The following is an 18030-nucleotide window of genomic DNA, read 5'->3' as shown; positions in this document are numbered from 1 at the left end:
CTTCAGCTCCACCCCCGAGCTTGGGCCCATGCATGGACACGGACACGACCACACGCACCCCCACTCCCACGCTCACCCCCACCCTCACGACCACGGCCACGACCACGGCCACCGCCCCCGCACCCCCGAGCACGAGCGCACCCGCCGCTGGTTCATGAACAAGGCCCTGCTGACCGGCGGTGTCGCCGCGATGGCCACCATGACCGCCGCCTGCTCCTCGGGCTCGTCCTCGACCTCGTCCTCCGCGAGCGCGTCCTCCTCCTCCGCCCCGAACGGCATGCCCTCCGGAGGCCCCGGCGCAGGCGGCGGAGGCGGCATGGGCCCGGGCGCCTCCGCGGTCAAGTACGCGGACTTCGTCGGCGTCACCACCGACGGCAAGGTCGCGGGCGACCTCTACTCCATCCACTCCACAGACGTCTCCACCGACAAGGTCGTCCAGAAGGCCCAGGCCTTTCTCGACGGCCTGACCACCAAGGAACGCAAGGCCTCCGTCTTCGACATCGAGGACGACGAGTGGCTGGCCTGGAGCAACGTCGACGGCTACGAACGCCAGGGCGCCCGCATGGGCGACCTCACCGACAAGCAGCGCGACCTCGGCTACGCCCTCCTCGGCGCCGCCCTGTCCGCCGACGGGCTCACCCAGTCCCGCAACATCATGAAGCTCAACGCGTTCCTCGGCGACTACAGCGGCGGCGGCAGGGACACCCTCACCGAGGGCGCCTACTTCTTCACCTTCATGGGCACGCCCTCGACGACCAAGCCGTGGGGCTTCCAGTACGAGGGCCACCACCTGGCCATCAACTACTTCGTCCTCGGCGACCAGGTCGTCATGACCCCCACCTTCATGGGCTCCGAGCCGACCTCCGCCACGTACAACGGCGAGAAGATCACCCTCTTCAAGAAGGAGACGAAGGCCGGGCTCACGGTCCTCCGTTCCCTCACCGATGCCCAGCGCAAGAAGGTGATCTCGTCCGAGTCCAAGGCGGGCGACAACCTCAAGGCCGGTGCCGGCCAGGACAACCTGCAGCTCGCCCACCAGGGCCTCGCCGCCGCCGACTGGACCGACACCCAGCGCGACAAGCTCCTCGACCTCGTCCGCACCTACGTCGGCAACATGGCCGACGGCCACGCCGAGGTGAAGATGAAGGAGGTCGAGGACCACCTCGACGCCACGTACTTCTACTGGATCGGCGAGACGGACGACGACTCCGCGTTCTACTACCGCGTGCACAGCCCGGTCGTCCTCATCGAGTACGACGCCCAGTCCCCCCTCGCCTACGGGAACAAGGACGGCAACAGCGGCGGCGGGGCGGGCGGGCCCGGCGGCACCCCCACCCAGCAGCACATCCACACCATCATCCGCACCCCGAACGGCGGCGACTACGGCATCGACCTCCTCAAGCTCCACCTGGAGACCGACCACTGAGGCACCCGGCGACGAGGGCTACGGCCAGAGCAGCTCGCGAACCCAGTCCCCGCCGCCGCGGCGGTAGCTGACTCGCACATGCCGTCGCCGGGCATCCCCCTGGAAGAACTCCACCTCCTCCGGCTCCAGCACATACGCCGTCCAGGACGGCACGGGCACGTCCGGCTCCCGCTCGGCCCGGGCCCACGCCGCCTCCGACGCCCGCTCCAACTCCTCGTACGAGGACAGGACCTCGCTCTGGTGCCCCACGAGCGCGGCGGCCAGCGCCCCCGTCGACCGGGCGTGCAGATCGGCGTGCGCCACCTCGGCGGGCGCGACCGTGACCCGGCCGCGCACCCGCACCTGGCGGCCGAGCGAGGTCCAGTAGAAGCAGAGGGCGGCGTACGGCTGTGCCGCCAGCTGGCGCCCCTTCCGGCTCCCGGCGTGGGTGGCGAAGTGCCAGCCGCGCGTGTCGGCGTCGTGCAGCATCACGACACGCACGTCCGGCCGCCCCTCCTCGTCCACCGTGGCCAGCGACATCGTGTGCGGCTCGACCTGCCCGGCCGCCACGGCGTCCACGAACCAGCGGGTGAACAGGGACAGCGGCTCGGCGGTGGCGTCGGCCACCGGGTCGAAGGAGGAGAGCGCGGTGACCTCGGGGTCCCAGACCCGGAGGGATCGCAGCGACTTGAGGAACTCGGAGGTGGCGTCGGCACTCATACCCTGATTGTCACGCGGGACCGTGGCCGAATCCGTAACCACCCTCCCCGCCGAATCCGCCAGATCCCGGCGGCACGCACGGGTCGTGGTCGTCGACCCGGAGGCCCCGGATATGGTCGATCCGAACATCTGACCATCGGAGCCGGCGTGCAGAAGACAGACGACCTGGCCGAGCCGCCGGTCGCGGAGGCGGGGAGAGCCGACGACGAGGCCATGTCGGAGGGCGGCGGCTGGCCCCGCCACTGGCCCCTCCTCCTGCTCGGCGCGGCCGTCGTGCCCGGGTTCGTGCTCTTCGCCGCCGGGCGGTGGATGGATGCCCCGGCCGTGCAGGCCTGGCGGACGGTGTGTCTGGCGATCAGCGTGCAGGCGTTGCCGTTTCTGCTGCTCGGGACGGCTCTCTCGGGTGCGATCAACGCTTTCGTGCCCGCCAGTGTGTTCAGCAAGGTCCTGCCGAAGCGGCCCGCGCTCGCCGTGCCCGTCGCCGGGGTCGCGGGCGTCGTGCTGCCGGGGTGCGAGTGCGCGTCCGTGCCGGTGGCGAACAGTCTGATCGGGCGGGGGGTCACCCCGGCCGCCGCGTTCGCGTTCCTGCTGTCGGCGCCCGCCGTGAACCCGGTCGTGCTGACCGCCACCGCCATCGCCTTTCCCGGCAGCCCCGAGATGGTCGTGGCCCGGCTGGTCGCCTCGCTCGTCGTCGCCGCCGTGATGGGCTGGCTGTGGCTCTGGCTGGGGAAGGAGAAGTGGCTCAGGCCGACGGTCAGGCACACGGGACACCAGCCGGGGCGGAGCCGCTGGGAGGAGTTCCGGCTCGGCTTCCAGCACGACTTCCTGCACGCGGGGGGCTTCCTGGTCGTCGGAGCCATGGCCGCCGCGACCTTCAACGTGGCCGTCCCCCGTTCCGTCCTGGAGACCTTCTCCGGCTCGCCCTGGCTGTCCGTACTGTTCCTGGCCGCGCTCGCCGTACTGCTCTCCGTGTGCAGCGAGGCGGACGCGTTCGTGGCCGCCTCGCTCACCGGGTTCTCGCCGACCGCGCGGCTGGCGTTCATGGTGATCGGGCCCATGGTCGACCTGAAGCTGATCGCCCTCCAGACGGGCACGTTCGGCCGGGCCTTCGCGGTCCGTTTCTCCGCCGCCACGGCCGTCGTGGCGATCATCTGCAGCGTGCTCGTGGGAGGGGTCCTTCTGTGAAACGTCCGGTCCAGGCCGTCCTGCTCCTCCTCAGCGGTCTCGGCGTACTCCACGCGTCCCTCTTCACCGACCTGTGCCTGCGGTACGTGAAGGAGGGGATGCGGCCGCTGCTCGTGGTGTCGGGGGTGTTGTTGGTCCTGCTGGGGCTGGCCGAGGCGTGGTCACTGAGGAGGAGGACGGCGACGACCGAAGCCCCCGACGATCACGGGGACGGCCACGCTCACGACCACTCCGCCACCCCCCGCATCTCCTGGCTGCTGCTCCTCCCCGCCCTCAGCCTGCTCTTCTTCGCCCCGCCCGCCCTCGGCGCGTACACCGCCGCCCGGGAGGCCCCCAAGGCGGTCGTGGCGCAGGACGACTTCGAACCGCTGCCCAAAACCACGAAACCGCTGCCCATGACCCTCACCGACTTCACCAGCCGGGTGCAGCAGGACAAGAAGCGGGCCATCAAGGGGCGCAGCGTCCAGCTGAGCGGCTATGTCACGCCCCGCAAGGACGGCGACGGCTGGGAGCTGACCCGGACGATCTTCTCCTGCTGCGCGGCCGACGCCCAGTTCGTCAAGGTACGGATGTACGGGGCGTCGGCCCCGGCCGCCGACACCTGGGTCTCCGTCACCGGCACCTGGCACCCCGGCGGCACCCTCGGCACCGGCTCGGCCCCGGCCGCCCTGGACGCCCGTACCGTCAAGAAGATCGCCAAGCCGGTGAACGCGTACAAGGACGAACTGCCCTGGACCCCGTCCCGCTGAGACGCCGATCAGGCTTTCGTCCCGGATCGTTCCTCCGTTCGGCCCATCCCCGGGTCGCCGAGGTTCTCGCGCGAACCTAGCGTTTTCCGCTGGGGCCGCCCGGCGGCGGCGTACGCCGCTGAAGGCCGGACCTTCGGTCAGGAGGAGCGCGATGAACGGGGTCCCGCAAAGGGGTGGCGACCGAGAACCTGCCCCGACGCACGAAGAGATCCAGGCCAGGATCGGAAAGCGCCTGGACGACGTTGCCAAGATCCTGGCCGGCGCCCTCGTCGCCGTTGCCGGAGTCATGACCCTGCTCGGCCTCAGCAGCGACATCGTGTTCGTTGCCCTCAACAACGAGTCGTGGCCCATCTATGTGGCCTCGCTCTGCGCCATCCTCGCCATCGTGTGCAGCATCGTGGCTCTGCTCGTCCACCCCACACGGCTGGGCAACCTGTGGGAGACCGTGGTGCTCATTCTCGGCGTGATCTTCTACATGGTGGCTCTGAGCGTCGCGGTCATCGGCGCGGCCAAGGCCGCTGGGGGAAACGGGCGGCCGACCATCACCGACATCAAAGTCGACGGCCCTCGGTCCAACATGAGACTGAGTTTCGATGTTCATGCTGACGGCGTCGAGAGGGGGGCCGGCATCGAGGTGTACGTAACCCGGGTAGGGGCCGACCTGTCCGAGCCTGTCGATGACTCGATCGACGACTACTCCAGTGAACTCAGACCCAACGACAAGGGCGTGGTCGAACAGCGGGTGCGTATGCCGATTTCCCTTCCACCACAGGCCGGAGGCATCAGCATCATGGCCCTCAACGCCGGCGACGGAACCCAGGACGAGTGTGGCTCGCACTCACAGCGCGGGCCGACGTGCGCCAGGTTCCGGATTCCCTGAGATTCGGCGCGCTGAGCGCGAGAACTCCGAGGGCGCCGGACGGCGAGCGCCGGGCGGGGGCGCGGTAGTCGCCGTCAGCGGCCCAGCACCACCGTCCCCGACGAGCAGAACCAGCCGCCCGTGCCGGAGGCGACCGCCAGCCGGGGCAGGTCGCCGTCGCGGGCCCGCACCTGGCGGCCGGTGGCCTCGCCGCGCAGCTGTCGTACGGCCTCGACGAGGAGGAACAGGCCGCGCATACCGGGGTGCTGGGCGGACAGCCCGCCCCCGTCGGTGTTCACCGGCAGCTCGCCGGACAGGGTCAGTCGCCCCTTCTCCGCGTTCGTCCCCACGAACGCCCCGCCCTCCCCTTTCCCGCAGAACCCCAGGTCCTCCAGCGTCACCAGGGTCATATACGTGAAGGCGTCGTAGATCTCGGCGAAGTCGATCTCCTCCGGTCGTACCCCGGCCCGCTCGAAGGCGAGGCGGCCGCTCACCGCCGCCGGGGAGACCGTGAAGTCGGGCCACTCGGACATGGAGGTGTGGGAGACGTGCTCGCCGGTGCCGAGGATCCACACCGGGGCCGTACGGCAGTCCCGTACGTACTCCTCGGCCGCCAGCAGTACCGCCGCGCCGCCGTCGGAGCGGATACAGCAGTGCAGCTTGGTGAAGGGGTCGGCGATCGGCGGGGAGGAGAGGACGTCGTCGACGGTGAGCGGCGTCCGGAACATCGCCTCGGGGTTCGCCGCCGCGTTCGCCCGTGCCTGTACGGCGACCGAGGCCAGCTGTTCGAGCGTGGTGCCGTACTCGTGCATGTGGCGGCGCGCGGCCATGGCGTACTTGGCGATCAGCGTGTGGCCGTACGGGACCTCGAACTGGAGGGGGCCGCGCGCGCCGAAGGAGAGGTTGCCGGTGCGGCGGCCGGATTTTATGTCCGAGCGGGCCGTGGAGCCGTAGACGAGGAGTACGGCGTTCGCGTGTCCGGCGGCGATCGCGTCCGCCGCGTGGGCCGCCATCACCTCCCAGGTGGAGCCGCCGACGGAGGTCGAGTCGACCCAGTTCGGGCGTAGACCGAGATATTCGGCCACCTCGGCGGGTGCGAGCGTGCCGAGGCCGGCCGAGGCCAGGCCGTCGATGAGGCTCCGGTCCAGGCCGGCGTCGGCGAGGGCGCGGCGGGCGGCCTGGGCGTGGAGGGCGTAGGGGGTCGCCGGTCCGGTGGAGTCCTCCACGCGTCCGCAGTCGGAGAGGGAGACGCCGACGATCGCGACCTTGCGGCGGTGGTTCGGCGTCGCAGCAGCAGCCATGTATCTGACGGTACATCAGATACCGCGTGTCGGGACTGGTGTCGGGGCTGGGCATGTGTGCGGCGCGGGCCTAATATGACGGACCGTCAGATCTCAGGGAGGGGGTCGGTCCGTGGACGCTCGCCTGTCCGCCGAGCAGGAGGAAATCCGGCGCACTGTACGGGAGTTGCTGATCAAGCGGTGCGGCCCGGAGGAGGTGCGGGCGGCCGTCGCGACGGCGGACGGCTACGACCGTGGGTTGTGGACCGTCCTCGCCGAACAGCTCGGCCTGCCCGGGCTCGCGCTCCCCGAGGCGTACGGCGGTGTCGGCTGCTCGATGACCGAACTGGCGCTGGTGGGAGAGGAACTGGGGCGGGCGCTGGCGCCCGTGCCGCTGCTGTCCACCGCTGTGCTGGTGGCGCCGCTGGTGCTCGCGCTCGGTGACGAGCGGCAGCGGCGGGAGTTGTTGCCCCGTATCGCCTCCGGCGAGGTGACGGCCGCGCTCGCCGTGCCGGGGACGGGCCTGGGGGCCGTGCTCGGGCTCACCGGTGACAACCGGGGGGCGTGGGCGGGTGGCGGGCGCGCCGGGGGCGTACAGGCTCGGCGGGTCGGTGGAGACGGGTGGCGGCTGTACGGGGAGGTCGGGCAGGTACTCGGCGGGCACAGCGCGGAGGTGCTGCTCGTGGCCGCGCACGCCGGGGGGTACGCGCGGTCGCGGACACTGTTGTTCGTCGTACGGGCGTCTTCTGCTTCTGCTTCTATGGCGTCGGCGGCGGGGCTTGTGCGGGTGCGGCAGACCGCGTTGGACGAGACGCGGCCGATGGCTCGGCTGGAACTTCGGGACGTGGAGGCGGAGTTGCTGGGGGAGGACCGTGGCGGCGGTGTTCTCTCCGCTCTCGCCGGCGTCGGGGACGGGGCCGCCGCCGTGCTCGCCGCCGAGGCCGTGGGGGCGGCGGACCGGGTGCTGGAGCGGACCGTGGCGTACGTACGGCAGCGGGAGCAGTTCGGGCGGCCGATCGGGTCGTTCCAGGCGGTGAAGCATCGGCTGGCGGATGTGTATGTGGGGGTGCGGGCGGCCCGGTCGGCGGCGTACTACGCGGCCTGGGCGACCGTACGTGGTGTGCGGGGGGAGCGAGTGGGGGCGCTCGCTCTCGCGCAGGCGCTGGAGGCGTTGCGGCTCGCCGCCGCCGAGGGGATCCAGTTGCACGGCGGGATCGGGTTCACCTGGGAACACGAGGCACAGCTGTACTTCAAGCGGGCGGCGCAGGACGAGTTGCTGTTCGGGCCGGCGCATCGGTTGCGGGGGTGTACGGCGGAGGCGGCGGGGGTCTTCGGGGCGGAGTTCGACGGCGAGGAGGTGCGGCACTGATGGCCGTGAAGGACATGGGTGTGCGGTTGGTGCAGAAGGTGTCCTCGACACCGTTGTTCGCGCGGGTCGCGCCGCATGTGATTCCCGCGCTGGACCGGGCCGTGCACCGGTTGACGCGGGGGCGGGTGCTGCTCAGCGCCCAACTGCTGCCGGGGGTCGTGCTGACGGCGACCGGGGCGAAGAGCGGGGTGCCGCGTCGGACGCCGCTGGCCTGTATGCCCGAGGAGGACGGCGGGAGTTGGCTGCTCATAGGCTCCAACTTCGGCCGGTCCGGCCATCCCGCCTGGAGCGCCAACCTGCTGGCCCATCCCGACGCCGAGGTCAGCTGGAAGGGGGAGGACATCCCGGTCAGGGCCCGGCTGCTGGAGGGGGAGGAACGGAGCGCCGCGTGGCGGGAGTTGCTGGCGTTCTGGCCGCCGTACGCCACCTACCAGGCGCGGGTGGAGCGGGAGATCCGGGTGTTCCGGATCGTACGGCGGTGACGGGTGGTCCCACCGCTCCGGTGAACGCAGCCGGCGGCACCCCGGGGGAAGGGGCGCCGCCTGCGGGACAGGACGTGCGTCGATCGCCTTGCCGGCAGGAGCTACTTCGTCGGCTTCTTGCCCGTGATGCCCAGGTGGACCAACAGGGCCAGGTTGGGCTTGAGTTCGGCCTGTTTCACGCCCCAGGTCTGGAAGCCCTTCTGGTGCGAGGAGACCGAGGCGAGCATGGCGACGAGGGAGCCGGCCAGGGCCGCCGGGGTCACGTCCTTGTCGACCTTGCCCCTGTTCTGGAGTTCGGTGACCGTCTCCGTCAGGGAGTTGGTGACCGAGTTCAGGATCTTCATGCGGATCTTGTAGAAGCGTTTGTCGCCCTCGGCCGCGCCCAGGTCGACGACGCGGAGGATCGCGTCGTTCTTCCGCCAGAACTCCAGGAAGCCGTCGACGAGTTCCTGAGCCGTCTGCCAGCCCGCCTTGCCGACCCAGGAGCGGCCTTCGAGGAGCTGGGTCAACGTGGCGCCCTCGGTGGCCATTTGCTCGGCGATCTCCAGGACGGCGCCTTCCACGTCCGGGAAGTACTGGTAGAAGGTCGCGGGTGAAGTGCCCGCCTTCCGGGCGACATCAATGACTTTGACGTCCCGGTAGGGGGAGGAGCTGAGCATCTCGCTGAGGCAGTCAAGCAGCTTCTGCCGGGTCGCCTGCCCACGTCGGCCGGCCACGCGGCCGTCGACGGTACGCACTTGTCCTGTCATGCCGTCAGCTTACCGAGGGGCGATCGGAGCGCGATTCGGCCGACTGCAAATGGGGAGTACGGGCTTCACCAAGGGGTTCGCCGGGGAGGACACGGCGCCGTGTCCTATTTCTTTCGCTGTGGGTGCGTGGGTGCGTGGGTGCGTGGGTGCGTGGGTGCGTGGGGAACCATGCGAGCGACCCCACACGACCCGCACCCGCCAATGCACCCCACCCGCCGGCGCTCTCCCGCGTGACCGAGCCGGACGCGTCCGGCGCGCGCCCCGCGCTGGGCGCCCGTAGCTTGGGCCTATGGCCCATGAGACGGGAGTCGCGTACGCCGAAGGCACCCCCTGCTGGATCGACGTGCAGTTGCCCGACGTCGAGGCGGGCAAGCGTTTCTACGGTGCGCTCTTCGGGTGGACCTTCGAGGTCGCGCCCGGCGACGGCGCCCGGGAGCTGTGGGCGCTGCACCACGACACCCCCGTCGCCGCCCTCGCCCCCAAGCCCGACGGCCGCCTCCCCACCGTCTGGACGCTGTACTTCGCGACCCCGGACGCCACCACCCTCTCCGCCCGCATCCACGCGGCCGGCGGCCGGATCGTCATCCCTCCCACCCCGCTCGCCGACCTCGGCGTCACCGCCCTCGCCACCGACCCGGAGGGCGCCGTCTTCCGGCTCTGGCAGCCCGGCACCCACCCCGGCTTCGGCCGCCGCCACGAACCCGGCACCTTCGCCTGGGCCGAGCTGTACGCCCGCGACACCCGGGCCGCCAACTCCTTCTACGCGCACCTCTTCCACGAGGCCCTCTTCGGCCCGGACGCCCGCCCCGACTTCGGCCGGGCCGCGCTCACGGAGGTGTTTCCCGCCGAGATGCCGCCGCATTTCCTCGTTCATTTCCAGACCGTCGACTGCGAGGCCGCCCTCGGGACCGTCAGCCGGCTCGGCGGACGCGTCCAGGTGCCGCCGTTCGACACCTCGTACGGGCATGTGGCGGTCGTCACGGACAACCAGGGGGCTTCCTTCGCGCTTCTTCAGCCGCGGGACGTGGCTGAAACCCGGGAGGAGTGGGAGGGTGAAGGTGCCGGGAGTGGTTCCGAGGGGGTCTGACCATCGCTGACCAGGGATGACGCCGGCCGACGCGTGGTCCGTCGGCGGCCGGGAGCAGGGGTCGTGCGCCGGTGGTACACGCGCCGCCGTGGTGTCCCACCATCCGGGCGCCCGCTTCCCACGGGGCGGACGACGTGGTTTTGTCCTGAGACACCCCGATCCGCCCCCGGGTTCGCAACCTGCCCCCGGTACAGGAAGAATCGGGGTGCGTGCCGCCATGGCGGTTCGGTGGTGAGACGCTGCACGGGGTCGCGTACAAAACGTGGACGACGCGGTCCGGTACGGGGAGGTGGCAGGGCAAGTGGTGGATCAGCTGACGCAGCACGATCCGCGGCGGATCGGGCCGTTCGAGGTGCTGGGACGGCTGGGTGCCGGCGGCATGGGGCTGGTCTATCTGGCGCGCTCGGCGTCGGGTCGACGCGTGGCGATCAAGACGGTCAGGACGGAACTGGCGGAGGACCAGCTCTTCCGGGTCCGTTTCACCCGCGAGGTCGAGGCGGCCCGCGCGGTGTCCGGCTTCTACACGGCCGCGGTGGTCGACGCCGACCCGCGCGCCGCCGTGCCGTGGCTGGCGACCGCGTACGTCCCCGCGCCCTCGCTCGAGGAGATAGTGAATGACTGCGGGCCGCTGCCGGTCCAGGCCGTTCGCTGGTTCGCCGCGGGTGTCGCCGAGGCGCTCCAGTCCATTCACGGGGCCGGGCTCGTCCACCGCGACCTGAAGCCGTCGAACGTGCTGGTGGTCGAGGACGGCCCTCGGGTCATCGACTTCGGTATCGCATCCGGTGTGTCGAACACACGTCTGACGATGACGAACGTCGCCGTCGGTACGCCCGCGTACATGTCGCCCGAGCAGGCGAAGGACTCGCGGAGTGTGACGGGCGCGAGTGACGTCTTCTCGCTCGGGTCGATGCTCGTGTTCGCGGCGACCGGGCACGCGCCGTTCCACGGTGCCAATCCCGTGGAGACCGTCTTCATGCTGCTGCGGGAAGGCCCGGATCTCAGCGGGCTCCCGGACGACCTGCGGCCCCTCAGCGAGTCCTGTATGCAGATGGACCCGACGGCCCGGCCGGGTCCCGCCGACCTCCAGGCGCAGCTCGCGCCGCATCTCTTCGGCTCCGGGTCCGACGACAGCGGTACGGCGTCCGCGTGGCTGCCCGAGAAAGCCGTGGGCCTGATCGAGACCCGTCGGGGTGGGCGCCCGGCCCCGAAGCAGCAGACCTCCGGCGGCGGTGGCCGGCCCACCGCCCCGGCTCCCGTTCCGCCGCCCCCGCCCTCGTACGACCCCGCGCCCGTGTCCATCGGCGCGCCCGACACGGGCCCCGTGCGGCTCGCCGGAGCCCAGGTGCCCATCGGCCCCGGGCCGCGTGTCGCCGACGCCCGCGCGGCCGCGGTGAAGGCGCCCCCTCCCGAGGCGGGCCTCGCCGCGTCCTGGTCCCGGCCGCGCGCGGGGGTGAACGGCGCCGACCCCGCGACCGCCCACCCCGTACCCGCCCCCGAGCCGGCCGCGTCCGGCTGGCGGCCCTGGCGTTTCCGCATGTCGAACGATGTGTGGGGCACGCCTTCCGTCGCGGGCGACCTCGTCTACGTCACGTCCTTCGAGGTGCACGCCCTGGACGTGGCGACCGGCCGACGCCGCTTCAAGACCCGGGACGTCGCCTGGTCGATGGCGGTCGCGGACGGCCGTATCCACGCCTCCGACGGCCCGACCCTCTTCGCGCTCGACGCGCGGGAGGGGGCGGACCTCTGGCGGCTGTCGACCGACGCCTGGGTCTACTCGCTGAAGGCCGACCGGGGGACCGTGGTCACCGCGACCCGGGGCGGCGGCGTACAGGGCTGGGAGGCGTCCAACGGGCAGAAGCTCTGGGAGACCACCGGAGCCCAGGCCGACTTCGAGTCCCCCGAGGCCGGGCCGGTCGTCCACGACGGCACGGTGTACATCTGGAAGGACGCCCGGCTGCGCGCGCTGGAGGCCCGGACGGGCGAAGAGCGCTGGTCGTACCCCATCGGCGACGCGGCCTCCTGCGGTGGAGTGCCGGTCCGGCTGACGCCCGCCTCGGACGGGTACGTGTACGTCGCCGCCGGTAGCCGTGTCCTCGCCATCGATGTGGCGAGCGGGCATGTGCGCTGGCACTTCGAGGCGCCGGCGGTGTTCCTGTCGGCGCCGACGTTCGCGCCGGGGCCGGCGGTCACGGGTGGCGGCGTGTATCTCGCCGACTACCTCGGGACGGTGTACGCCCTCGACGCGTCGGACGGCCGTGACCGGTGGCGGATCGCGACGGAGTCGCGGGCCTCCCTGGAGCCGGTGCTGGTGGCGGCCGGGCATGTGCATGTGGGGAGCGGCAAGGGGCTGTACACGCTCGACGCGGTGACCGGGACGCCGAAGTGGCGGTTCCAGGCGGGTGGGGACATCGTGGGGGCGCCTGCGGTGGCCGAGGGGCGGATCCACTTCGGGTCCACGGACCATCTGCTGTACACCCTCAAGGCCGATGACGGCCGGCTGAGGTGGAAGCTCGCCACGGGCGGGGAGATCACCGGCTCCCCCGTCGTCCAGGACGGTGTCGTGTACGCCTGCAGCAAGGACCGCTGCGTGTACGCGCTGGACGCGGAGAAGGGGACGGGGACGGCGCGTACGACGTAGGCGCCGGGCCACGGTGCGGTGCACGCACGAGAAGCACTCGAGCCGTGGTGCTCACCCGCGTCCAGCGGATGAGCACCACGGCTCGAGTGCTTGAGGAGGCGGCCGGAGGGCGGTCAGGAGGCTTCCTGGCCGGAGCCCGACGCGGGTGCGGTGAGGTCCGCCGCGTCCGGGAGTTCCTCGACGTCCACCCCACGGACCTGGGCCAACTCGTGTTTGAGGGCGGCGAGTTCGGTGCCGCCGGCCATGTGGTTGGTGAGTTCTTCGAGGCTGACCTGGTCGCGGGACGCGGAGAGTTCGAGGGTGCCCAGGCGCAGGACGCTGAAGTGGTCGCCGACCATGTAGGCGTGGTGGGGGTTGTGGGTGATGAAGATGACGCCGAGGCCGCGGTCGCGGGCGGCGGCGATGTACTTCAGCACGACACCCGACTGCTTGACGCCGAGGGCGGCCGTCGGCTCGTCGAGGATCAGGACCCTCGCGCCGAAGTAGACGGCGCGGGCGATGGCGACGCACTGGCGCTGGCCGCCGGAGAGGGTGCCGATGGGCTGGTCGAGGTCGTCCAGGACGATGCCCATGTTCCGCAGTTCGGTGTCCGCGGTCTTCTTCATCCTGTCGATGTCGAGGCGGCGGACGGGCCAGGGGCCGCGGGTGAACTCGGAGCCGAGGAAGAAGTTCCGCCAGACCGGCATGAGGGGCACGGTGGCCAGATCCTGGTAGACGGTGGCGATACCGGCGTCCAGGGCCTCGCGAGGGGTGGAGAAGCGCACCGGCTCGCCGTCGACGAGGACTTCGCCCTCGGTGTGCTGGTGCAGGCCGGAGATGATTTTGATGAGGGTGGACTTGCCGGCGCCGTTGTCGCCCAGCACGCAGGTGACGCGGCCGGGGTGGACGCTGAGGTTCACGCCGTGCAGGGCGCGGACGTTGCCGTAGGCCTTGCCCGTGTCCCGCAGTTCGACGACGGCGCCGTCGTCCTTCGGCGGCGGGCCGTCGAGGGTGACGGCTGTGTTCGTGGCTGTCATGGGATGGTTCACCTCCGGGTCGCCTGGCTGCGGACCCACAGATTGACGAGGGCGGCGATCAGGAGCATCACGCCGAGGAAGGCCTTGAACCAGTCGGGGTTCCAGTTCGCGTAGACGATGCCCTGGGAGACCATGCCGAAGATGAAGGCACCGATCACCGGGCCGATCGCCGAGCCGTAGCCGCCGGTCAGCAGGCAGCCGCCGATGACCGCGGCGATGATGTACAGGAACTCGTTGCCGACTCCCTCACCGGACTGCACCGTGTTGAACGAGAACAGCAGGTGCATACCGATGAACCAGGCCCCGGCCCCGACGCCCATGAACAGGGCGATCTTCGTGAAGTTCACGGGCACCCCGACGGCCCGCGCGCTGTCCCTGTTGCCGCCGACCGCGAAGATCCAGTTGCCGAACTTCGTCCGCAGCAGCAGCCACGTGGCGATGCCGGCGAAGGCGAGCCAGTAGAAGACAGTGATCTTGAAGTTGACGTCGCCGATGGAGATCTCGGAGGCGAAGACGGCCTTGGCCTGGTCGAAGCCGTCCATGTCGGCGATCGAGTCGCTCGCCACGTTGCCGGTGAAGATCTTCGTGATGGCGAGATTGGAGCCCTGGAGGATCAGGAAGGAGCCCAGGGTGACCAGGAAGCTCGGCAGGCCGGTCTTGATGAGCAGCCAGCCGTTGAAGGCGCCGACGGCGAGGGACACGATCAGCGCGACGATCACGCCGGTCCACACGTTCACCGACAGCTGGAAACTCAGGATCGCGGCGGTCAGTGCCGAGGTGGTGACCGCGACACCGGCGGACAGGTCGAACTCGCCGCCGATCATCAGCAGGGCCACCGGCAGGGCCATGATGCCCATCACCGAGGCCTGGTAGAGCACGGTCGCCAGCGAGCCGGCCTCCCGGAAGGAAGGCGCGACGGAGAAGAAGAACAGATAGACGCCGATGGCGGCGATCAGTGCGCCGACCTCGGGGCGGGCCAGCAGCCGGTGCCCCAGGGAACGCTGTGTGGTGCGGCCGTCCTTCTGCGCGGCGGCCGGCGGAGCCGGCGGCGAGGAGTTCGCCGCCGGTGCCGTTGCTTGGGTCATGGTCAGATCACCGGGTGCCCTTCGCGGCGAACTCGGCCACGGTGTCGGCGTTGTCCTTGGTGATGAAGGCGGGGCCGGTGAGGACGGGCGCGGTGCCGCCGCCGCTGAAGTTGCCGTTGTTCTTGTAGAGCCACAGGCCGTCGACGGCGAGATAGCCCTGGAGGTAGGGCTGCTGGTCGACGGCGAACTCGATGGTGCCGTCCTGGACGGCCTTCACCAGGTCCTTGTTGAGGTCGAACGTGGCGATCTTGGCCTTGCTGCTCGCGTCGGACACGGACTGCACGGCCGTGAGCGCGAAGGGGGCGCCGAGGGTCACCACCTCGTCGATGGAGGAGTCCTGCTTGAGCTTGGCGGTGATCGTCGACTTCACGGACGGCATGTCGGTGCCGTTGACGTAGAGGATGTCGGTCTTGCCCTTGAAGCCCTTCTTCAGGCCGGCGCAGCGGGCTTCCAGGGCGACGTGTCCCTGTTCCTGGATGACGCAGAGGGCGTGCTTGGCGTCGAGGTCGTTGAGGCGTTCGCCGAAGGCCCGGCCGGCGATGTTCTCGTCCTGGCCGAAGTACTCCAGCATGCCGAGGTCCTTCCAGTCGTCCAGACCGGCGTTGAACCCGACGACGGGGATGCCCGCCGCGGTGGCCTTGGCCACGGCGTCCTTCATGGCGTCGGGCTTGGCGGCGGTGAGGGCGATGCCGTCGACCTTCTGGTCGATCGCGTTCTGCACGAGGTTGGCCTGGTTGCCGGCGCTGGGGTCGCTGGAGTAGACGAGCTTGATGTTGTCCTTGGCGGCGGCGGCTTCGGCGCCCTTGCGGATGAGGTCCCAGAAGGTGTCGCCGGGGGCGGCGTGGGTGATCATCGCGACCGTCATACGGGGGGTGTCGGCCTTGCCGGCGGAGGCGCCGGAGCCGCCCTCCTCGGACTTCTTCCCGCCGGAGCTGCTGGAGCAGCCGGTGGCGAGCAGGGCCCCGGTGATGGCGACGGCGGCCAGAGTGGCGGCTCGGTGGTTTCTGTGCATGTCCCTTGCACCTCGCTGTGCTGATCAGGATGGCTGGTTTCGGGCGGTGTGGAACGGCTTCGGTGGGTGCGGGCCGTGTCCGCGGCCGAATGTGTGGCGGACGCGGGCTGAGGGCGCGGGATGTCCCGCGACGGTAACCGGAACCGACGGGGGCGGCGACCGCGATCAGGGGATGCGCCTCGGGCCGTGAGGCCGGCGGGCGGAACGCGAGTGCCTGTCCGGCGGCGGAGCGTTGTGCGCGGCGGTCTTGGTGCGGACCGTCTGGTTACCTCACTAGAGCGCTTAATTAGCGCGCTCTAGTGGCTCGTAACTATGGATCCGGCCACCAGTGATGTCAATAACCTTGTCAGGATGTATCGACAAATTCGGGAAGGTGGAGTGGGGGGCGTCGGGCATCGTGGGGGACGCCGGGCATGGTGAGGGACGCCGGGCATGCTGGGGGACGCCGGGCAGGGTGAGGGACCCGGCTTCGCCCCTGACCGGGATCGGCCTTCTGGAGCTTCGCTCAGGAAGCGAGTTCCTTGGTGATGCGGTCGAGCATGAAGGCCGAGGACTCGTGGGCCCGTTCCTCCCAGGCGAAGACGCAGGCCGTGGCGACGCCGTCGAAGTTCAGTTCGCGCAGGGTGCCGAAGAAGGCGGTCCAGTCGACCTCGCCCTGGTCGATGTCCAGGTGCTGGTGGATGCGGGCGGCGGTGCCGGGTGGGTTGAGGATGTAGCGCAGGCCGCTGGAGCCCTTGTGGTTGAAGGAGTCGGCGATGTGTACGTGTTTCAGCTTGTCGCCGGCGTAGCGCATCATCGCGGCGATGTCCGCGCCGACCTCCGTGGGGCCGGAGAGGTGGAAGGAGTGCGGGGCGCAGTAGAGGTAGTTCACCCAGGGCTTGTCGATGGCGCGGACCAGGTCGACGGCGGGGGTGTTCTCCTCGCAGAAGTCGTCCGGGTGGGCCTCCAGGTTCAGGGCGATGCCCTCGCGTTCGAAGAGGGGCAGCAGCTCCTCCAGCGAGCGCCAGAACGAGGCCTCGCTCTCGGCGGCGCGTTCGGGGCGGCCGTTGAACTCGGAGTTCATCAGTGTGCATTCGAGGTCGGCGGTGATCTCGATCATGCGTTTCCAGTAGCGGACGGCTGCCTGGCGTTCCGTCTCGTCCGGTGAGGACCACTTGTAGAGAGGGAGCACCGAGGAGAGCTGAACGCCGTGCGTACGCAGGGAGTTCTTCAGCCCGGCGATGCGTTCGTCGTCCGCGCGTGGGTGCAGGAAGAAGGGCATGAAGTCGTCGCGGGGCGACAACTCGATGTACTGGTAGCCCAGTTCGGCGACCGTGCGCACCATGTCGTCGATGGGCAGGTGGCGGAACATGTAGGGGTCGAGGGCGATTTTCACGCGGCACCTCCGTAGAAGGCGGGGCGGGGCTTGAGGTCGGTGGTGACGACACGGCCCGATTCCAGGGCTTCGACGGTGGCGCTGGTGATGACGGTGGCGGCGTAGCCGTCCCAGGCGGAGGGGCCGGTGGGTTCGGCGCCGGCGGCGATGCCCGCGATCCACTCGCGGAACTCGGTGTCGAAGGCGTCCGCGAAGCGGCCCACCCAGTCGGTGAGCACCTCCGTGCTGTGCTGACCGGTGGTGCGCAGACCGACCGAGGCAGGGTCGGGGAGGCGGACGAGGCCTTCCTCGCCGACGGCTTCGCACTGGATGTCGTAGCCGTACTGGCAGTTGACGAAGACCTCCAGGTCGATGCGGACGCCCTTGGCGGTCTCGAAGAGCATGATCTGCGGGTCCTTGAGGTGGGCGAACCGCTTGCTGGTGGCGCGCGGTGTCACCACCTGAGTGGAGACGATCTCGTCGTCGAGCAGCCAGCGCAGGACGTCCACCTCGTGCACCGCCGTGTCCAGGGCGGCCATGGCCGAGGTGTACGACTCGGGGACGGTCGGGTTGCGGTGGGCGCAGTGCACGATCAGTGGCTCGCCGATGCGGCCGGAGTCGATGACCTGCTTCATCTGGCGGTAGCCGGCGTCGTAGCGGCGCATGAAGCCGACCTGGACCAGACGGCGGCCGTGCGCCTGTTCCGCCTCGATGATCCTCAGACAGTCCTCGGCGGTGGTGGCCAGCGGCTTCTCGCAGAACACCGGCTTTCCGGCGGCTATCGCGTTGAGCACGTGCTCGGCGTGGGTGGGGCCCCAGGAGGTCACGAGGACGGCGTCGACGTCTGGAGAGGCGATCAGGGTCGCGCCGTCGGGCAGTACCCGGGCACCGACCGGTGCCGCTGCCTCCTCGGCGCGGGCGGCGTCGATGTCGGTCACTACGGTGACACTGGCGCCGGTGACGGTCTCGGTGAGGCGGCGGATGTGTTCCTTGCCGATCCAGCCGGCGCCGATGACACCTACACGTACGGTCATGGTCGA

Annotated in this window: 16 protein-coding genes; 8 read left to right on the top strand and 8 right to left on the bottom strand. The window is 70.4% G+C overall.

Features of this window, described 5'->3' with window-relative positions:
* Window positions 1-28: 28 nt before the first annotated feature.
* Window positions 29-1426 (top strand): DUF3500 domain-containing protein, encoded by a 1398-nt coding sequence (locus tag SGFS_RS26505; RefSeq protein WP_286253982.1) that lies wholly within the window; start codon window positions 29-31, stop codon window positions 1424-1426.
* Between the two features lie 18 nt (window positions 1427-1444).
* Here SGFS_RS26505 and SGFS_RS26500 read toward each other — a convergent pair whose 3' ends face one another.
* Entirely contained in the window at window positions 1445-2125 is a 681-nt protein-coding gene (locus SGFS_RS26500) for a pyridoxine/pyridoxamine 5'-phosphate oxidase (RefSeq protein ID WP_286253981.1), read from the bottom strand.
* A gap of 213 nt (window positions 2126-2338) precedes the next feature.
* Here SGFS_RS26500 and SGFS_RS26495 point away from each other — a divergent pair, with 213 nt between their 5' ends.
* From SGFS_RS26495 to SGFS_RS26485, 3 genes are all read left to right on the top strand, one after another.
* Window positions 2339-3310 (top strand): permease, encoded by a 972-nt coding sequence (locus SGFS_RS26495; protein WP_286260073.1) that lies wholly within the window; start codon window positions 2339-2341, stop codon window positions 3308-3310.
* Window positions 3307-4059 carry a TIGR03943 family putative permease subunit gene (locus tag SGFS_RS26490; RefSeq protein WP_286253980.1) on the top strand — a complete coding sequence of 251 codons (753 nt, stop codon included), beginning with the start codon at window positions 3307-3309 and terminating at the stop codon, window positions 4057-4059. Before SGFS_RS26495 ends, SGFS_RS26490 begins: the two co-directional genes overlap by 4 nt.
* A 151-nt stretch (window positions 4060-4210) precedes the next feature.
* Window positions 4211-4939 carry a hypothetical protein gene (locus SGFS_RS26485; RefSeq protein ID WP_286253979.1) on the top strand — a complete coding sequence of 243 codons (729 nt, stop codon included), beginning with the start codon at window positions 4211-4213 and terminating at the stop codon, window positions 4937-4939.
* A gap of 74 nt (window positions 4940-5013) precedes the next feature.
* On the opposite strand, the gene SGFS_RS26480 is transcribed toward SGFS_RS26485, so the two are convergent.
* Complete coding sequence (locus SGFS_RS26480; protein WP_286253977.1) at window positions 5014-6219, bottom strand: thiolase C-terminal domain-containing protein; 1206 nt, start codon at window positions 6217-6219, stop codon at window positions 5014-5016.
* A gap of 112 nt (window positions 6220-6331) precedes the next feature.
* Between SGFS_RS26480 and SGFS_RS26475 the strand changes: the two genes are divergently transcribed.
* Entirely contained in the window at window positions 6332-7567 is a 1236-nt protein-coding gene (locus SGFS_RS26475; RefSeq protein ID WP_286253976.1) for an acyl-CoA dehydrogenase family protein, read from the top strand.
* Window positions 7567-8049 (top strand): nitroreductase family deazaflavin-dependent oxidoreductase, encoded by a 483-nt coding sequence (locus SGFS_RS26470; RefSeq protein WP_286253975.1) that lies wholly within the window; start codon window positions 7567-7569, stop codon window positions 8047-8049. The genes SGFS_RS26475 and SGFS_RS26470 overlap by 1 nt, the downstream gene beginning before the upstream one ends.
* 101 nt (window positions 8050-8150) lie before the next feature.
* Here SGFS_RS26470 and SGFS_RS26465 read toward each other — a convergent pair whose 3' ends face one another.
* Complete coding sequence (locus tag SGFS_RS26465) at window positions 8151-8798, bottom strand: TetR family transcriptional regulator (protein WP_286253973.1); 648 nt, start codon at window positions 8796-8798, stop codon at window positions 8151-8153.
* 289 nt (window positions 8799-9087) lie between these two features.
* Here SGFS_RS26465 and SGFS_RS26460 point away from each other — a divergent pair, with 289 nt between their 5' ends.
* Both SGFS_RS26460 and SGFS_RS26455 read left to right on the top strand, forming a co-directional pair.
* On the top strand, window positions 9088-9885 hold the full coding sequence (locus tag SGFS_RS26460) for a VOC family protein (protein WP_286253972.1): 798 nt from the start codon (window positions 9088-9090) through the stop codon (window positions 9883-9885).
* 301 nt (window positions 9886-10186) lie between these two features.
* Window positions 10187-12523: an outer membrane protein assembly factor BamB family protein gene (locus tag SGFS_RS26455; RefSeq protein ID WP_286253970.1), complete on the top strand. Its 2337-nt coding sequence runs from the start codon at window positions 10187-10189 to the stop codon at window positions 12521-12523.
* A 113-nt stretch (window positions 12524-12636) separates the two neighbouring features.
* On the opposite strand, the gene SGFS_RS26450 is transcribed toward SGFS_RS26455, so the two are convergent.
* The 5 genes from SGFS_RS26450 to SGFS_RS26430 all read right to left on the bottom strand — a co-directional run bounded on the left by SGFS_RS26450 (window position 12637) and on the right by SGFS_RS26430 (window position 18024).
* Window positions 12637-13539 carry an ATP-binding cassette domain-containing protein gene (locus tag SGFS_RS26450; protein ID WP_286253969.1) on the bottom strand — a complete coding sequence of 301 codons (903 nt, stop codon included), beginning with the start codon at window positions 13537-13539 and terminating at the stop codon, window positions 12637-12639.
* Window positions 13540-13547: 8 nt separating this feature from the next.
* Entirely contained in the window at window positions 13548-14624 is a 1077-nt protein-coding gene (locus tag SGFS_RS26445; RefSeq protein WP_286253968.1) for an ABC transporter permease, read from the bottom strand.
* Window positions 14625-14631: 7 nt separating this feature from the next.
* Window positions 14632-15636: a sugar ABC transporter substrate-binding protein gene (locus tag SGFS_RS26440; RefSeq protein ID WP_286253966.1), complete on the bottom strand. Its 1005-nt coding sequence runs from the start codon at window positions 15634-15636 to the stop codon at window positions 14632-14634.
* A gap of 505 nt (window positions 15637-16141) precedes the next feature.
* Entirely contained in the window at window positions 16142-17011 is an 870-nt protein-coding gene (locus tag SGFS_RS26435; protein WP_286253964.1) for a sugar phosphate isomerase/epimerase family protein, read from the bottom strand.
* Complete coding sequence (locus tag SGFS_RS26430; RefSeq protein WP_286253963.1) at window positions 17008-18024, bottom strand: Gfo/Idh/MocA family protein; 1017 nt, start codon at window positions 18022-18024, stop codon at window positions 17008-17010. Before SGFS_RS26430 ends, SGFS_RS26435 begins: the two co-directional genes overlap by 4 nt.
* Window positions 18025-18030 lie beyond the last annotated feature (6 nt).

The organism is Streptomyces graminofaciens, assembly GCF_030294945.1.
GTDB lineage: Bacteria > Actinomycetota > Actinomycetes > Streptomycetales > Streptomycetaceae > Streptomyces > Streptomyces graminofaciens.
This window is presented reverse-complemented; position numbering and strand designations above follow the sequence as displayed.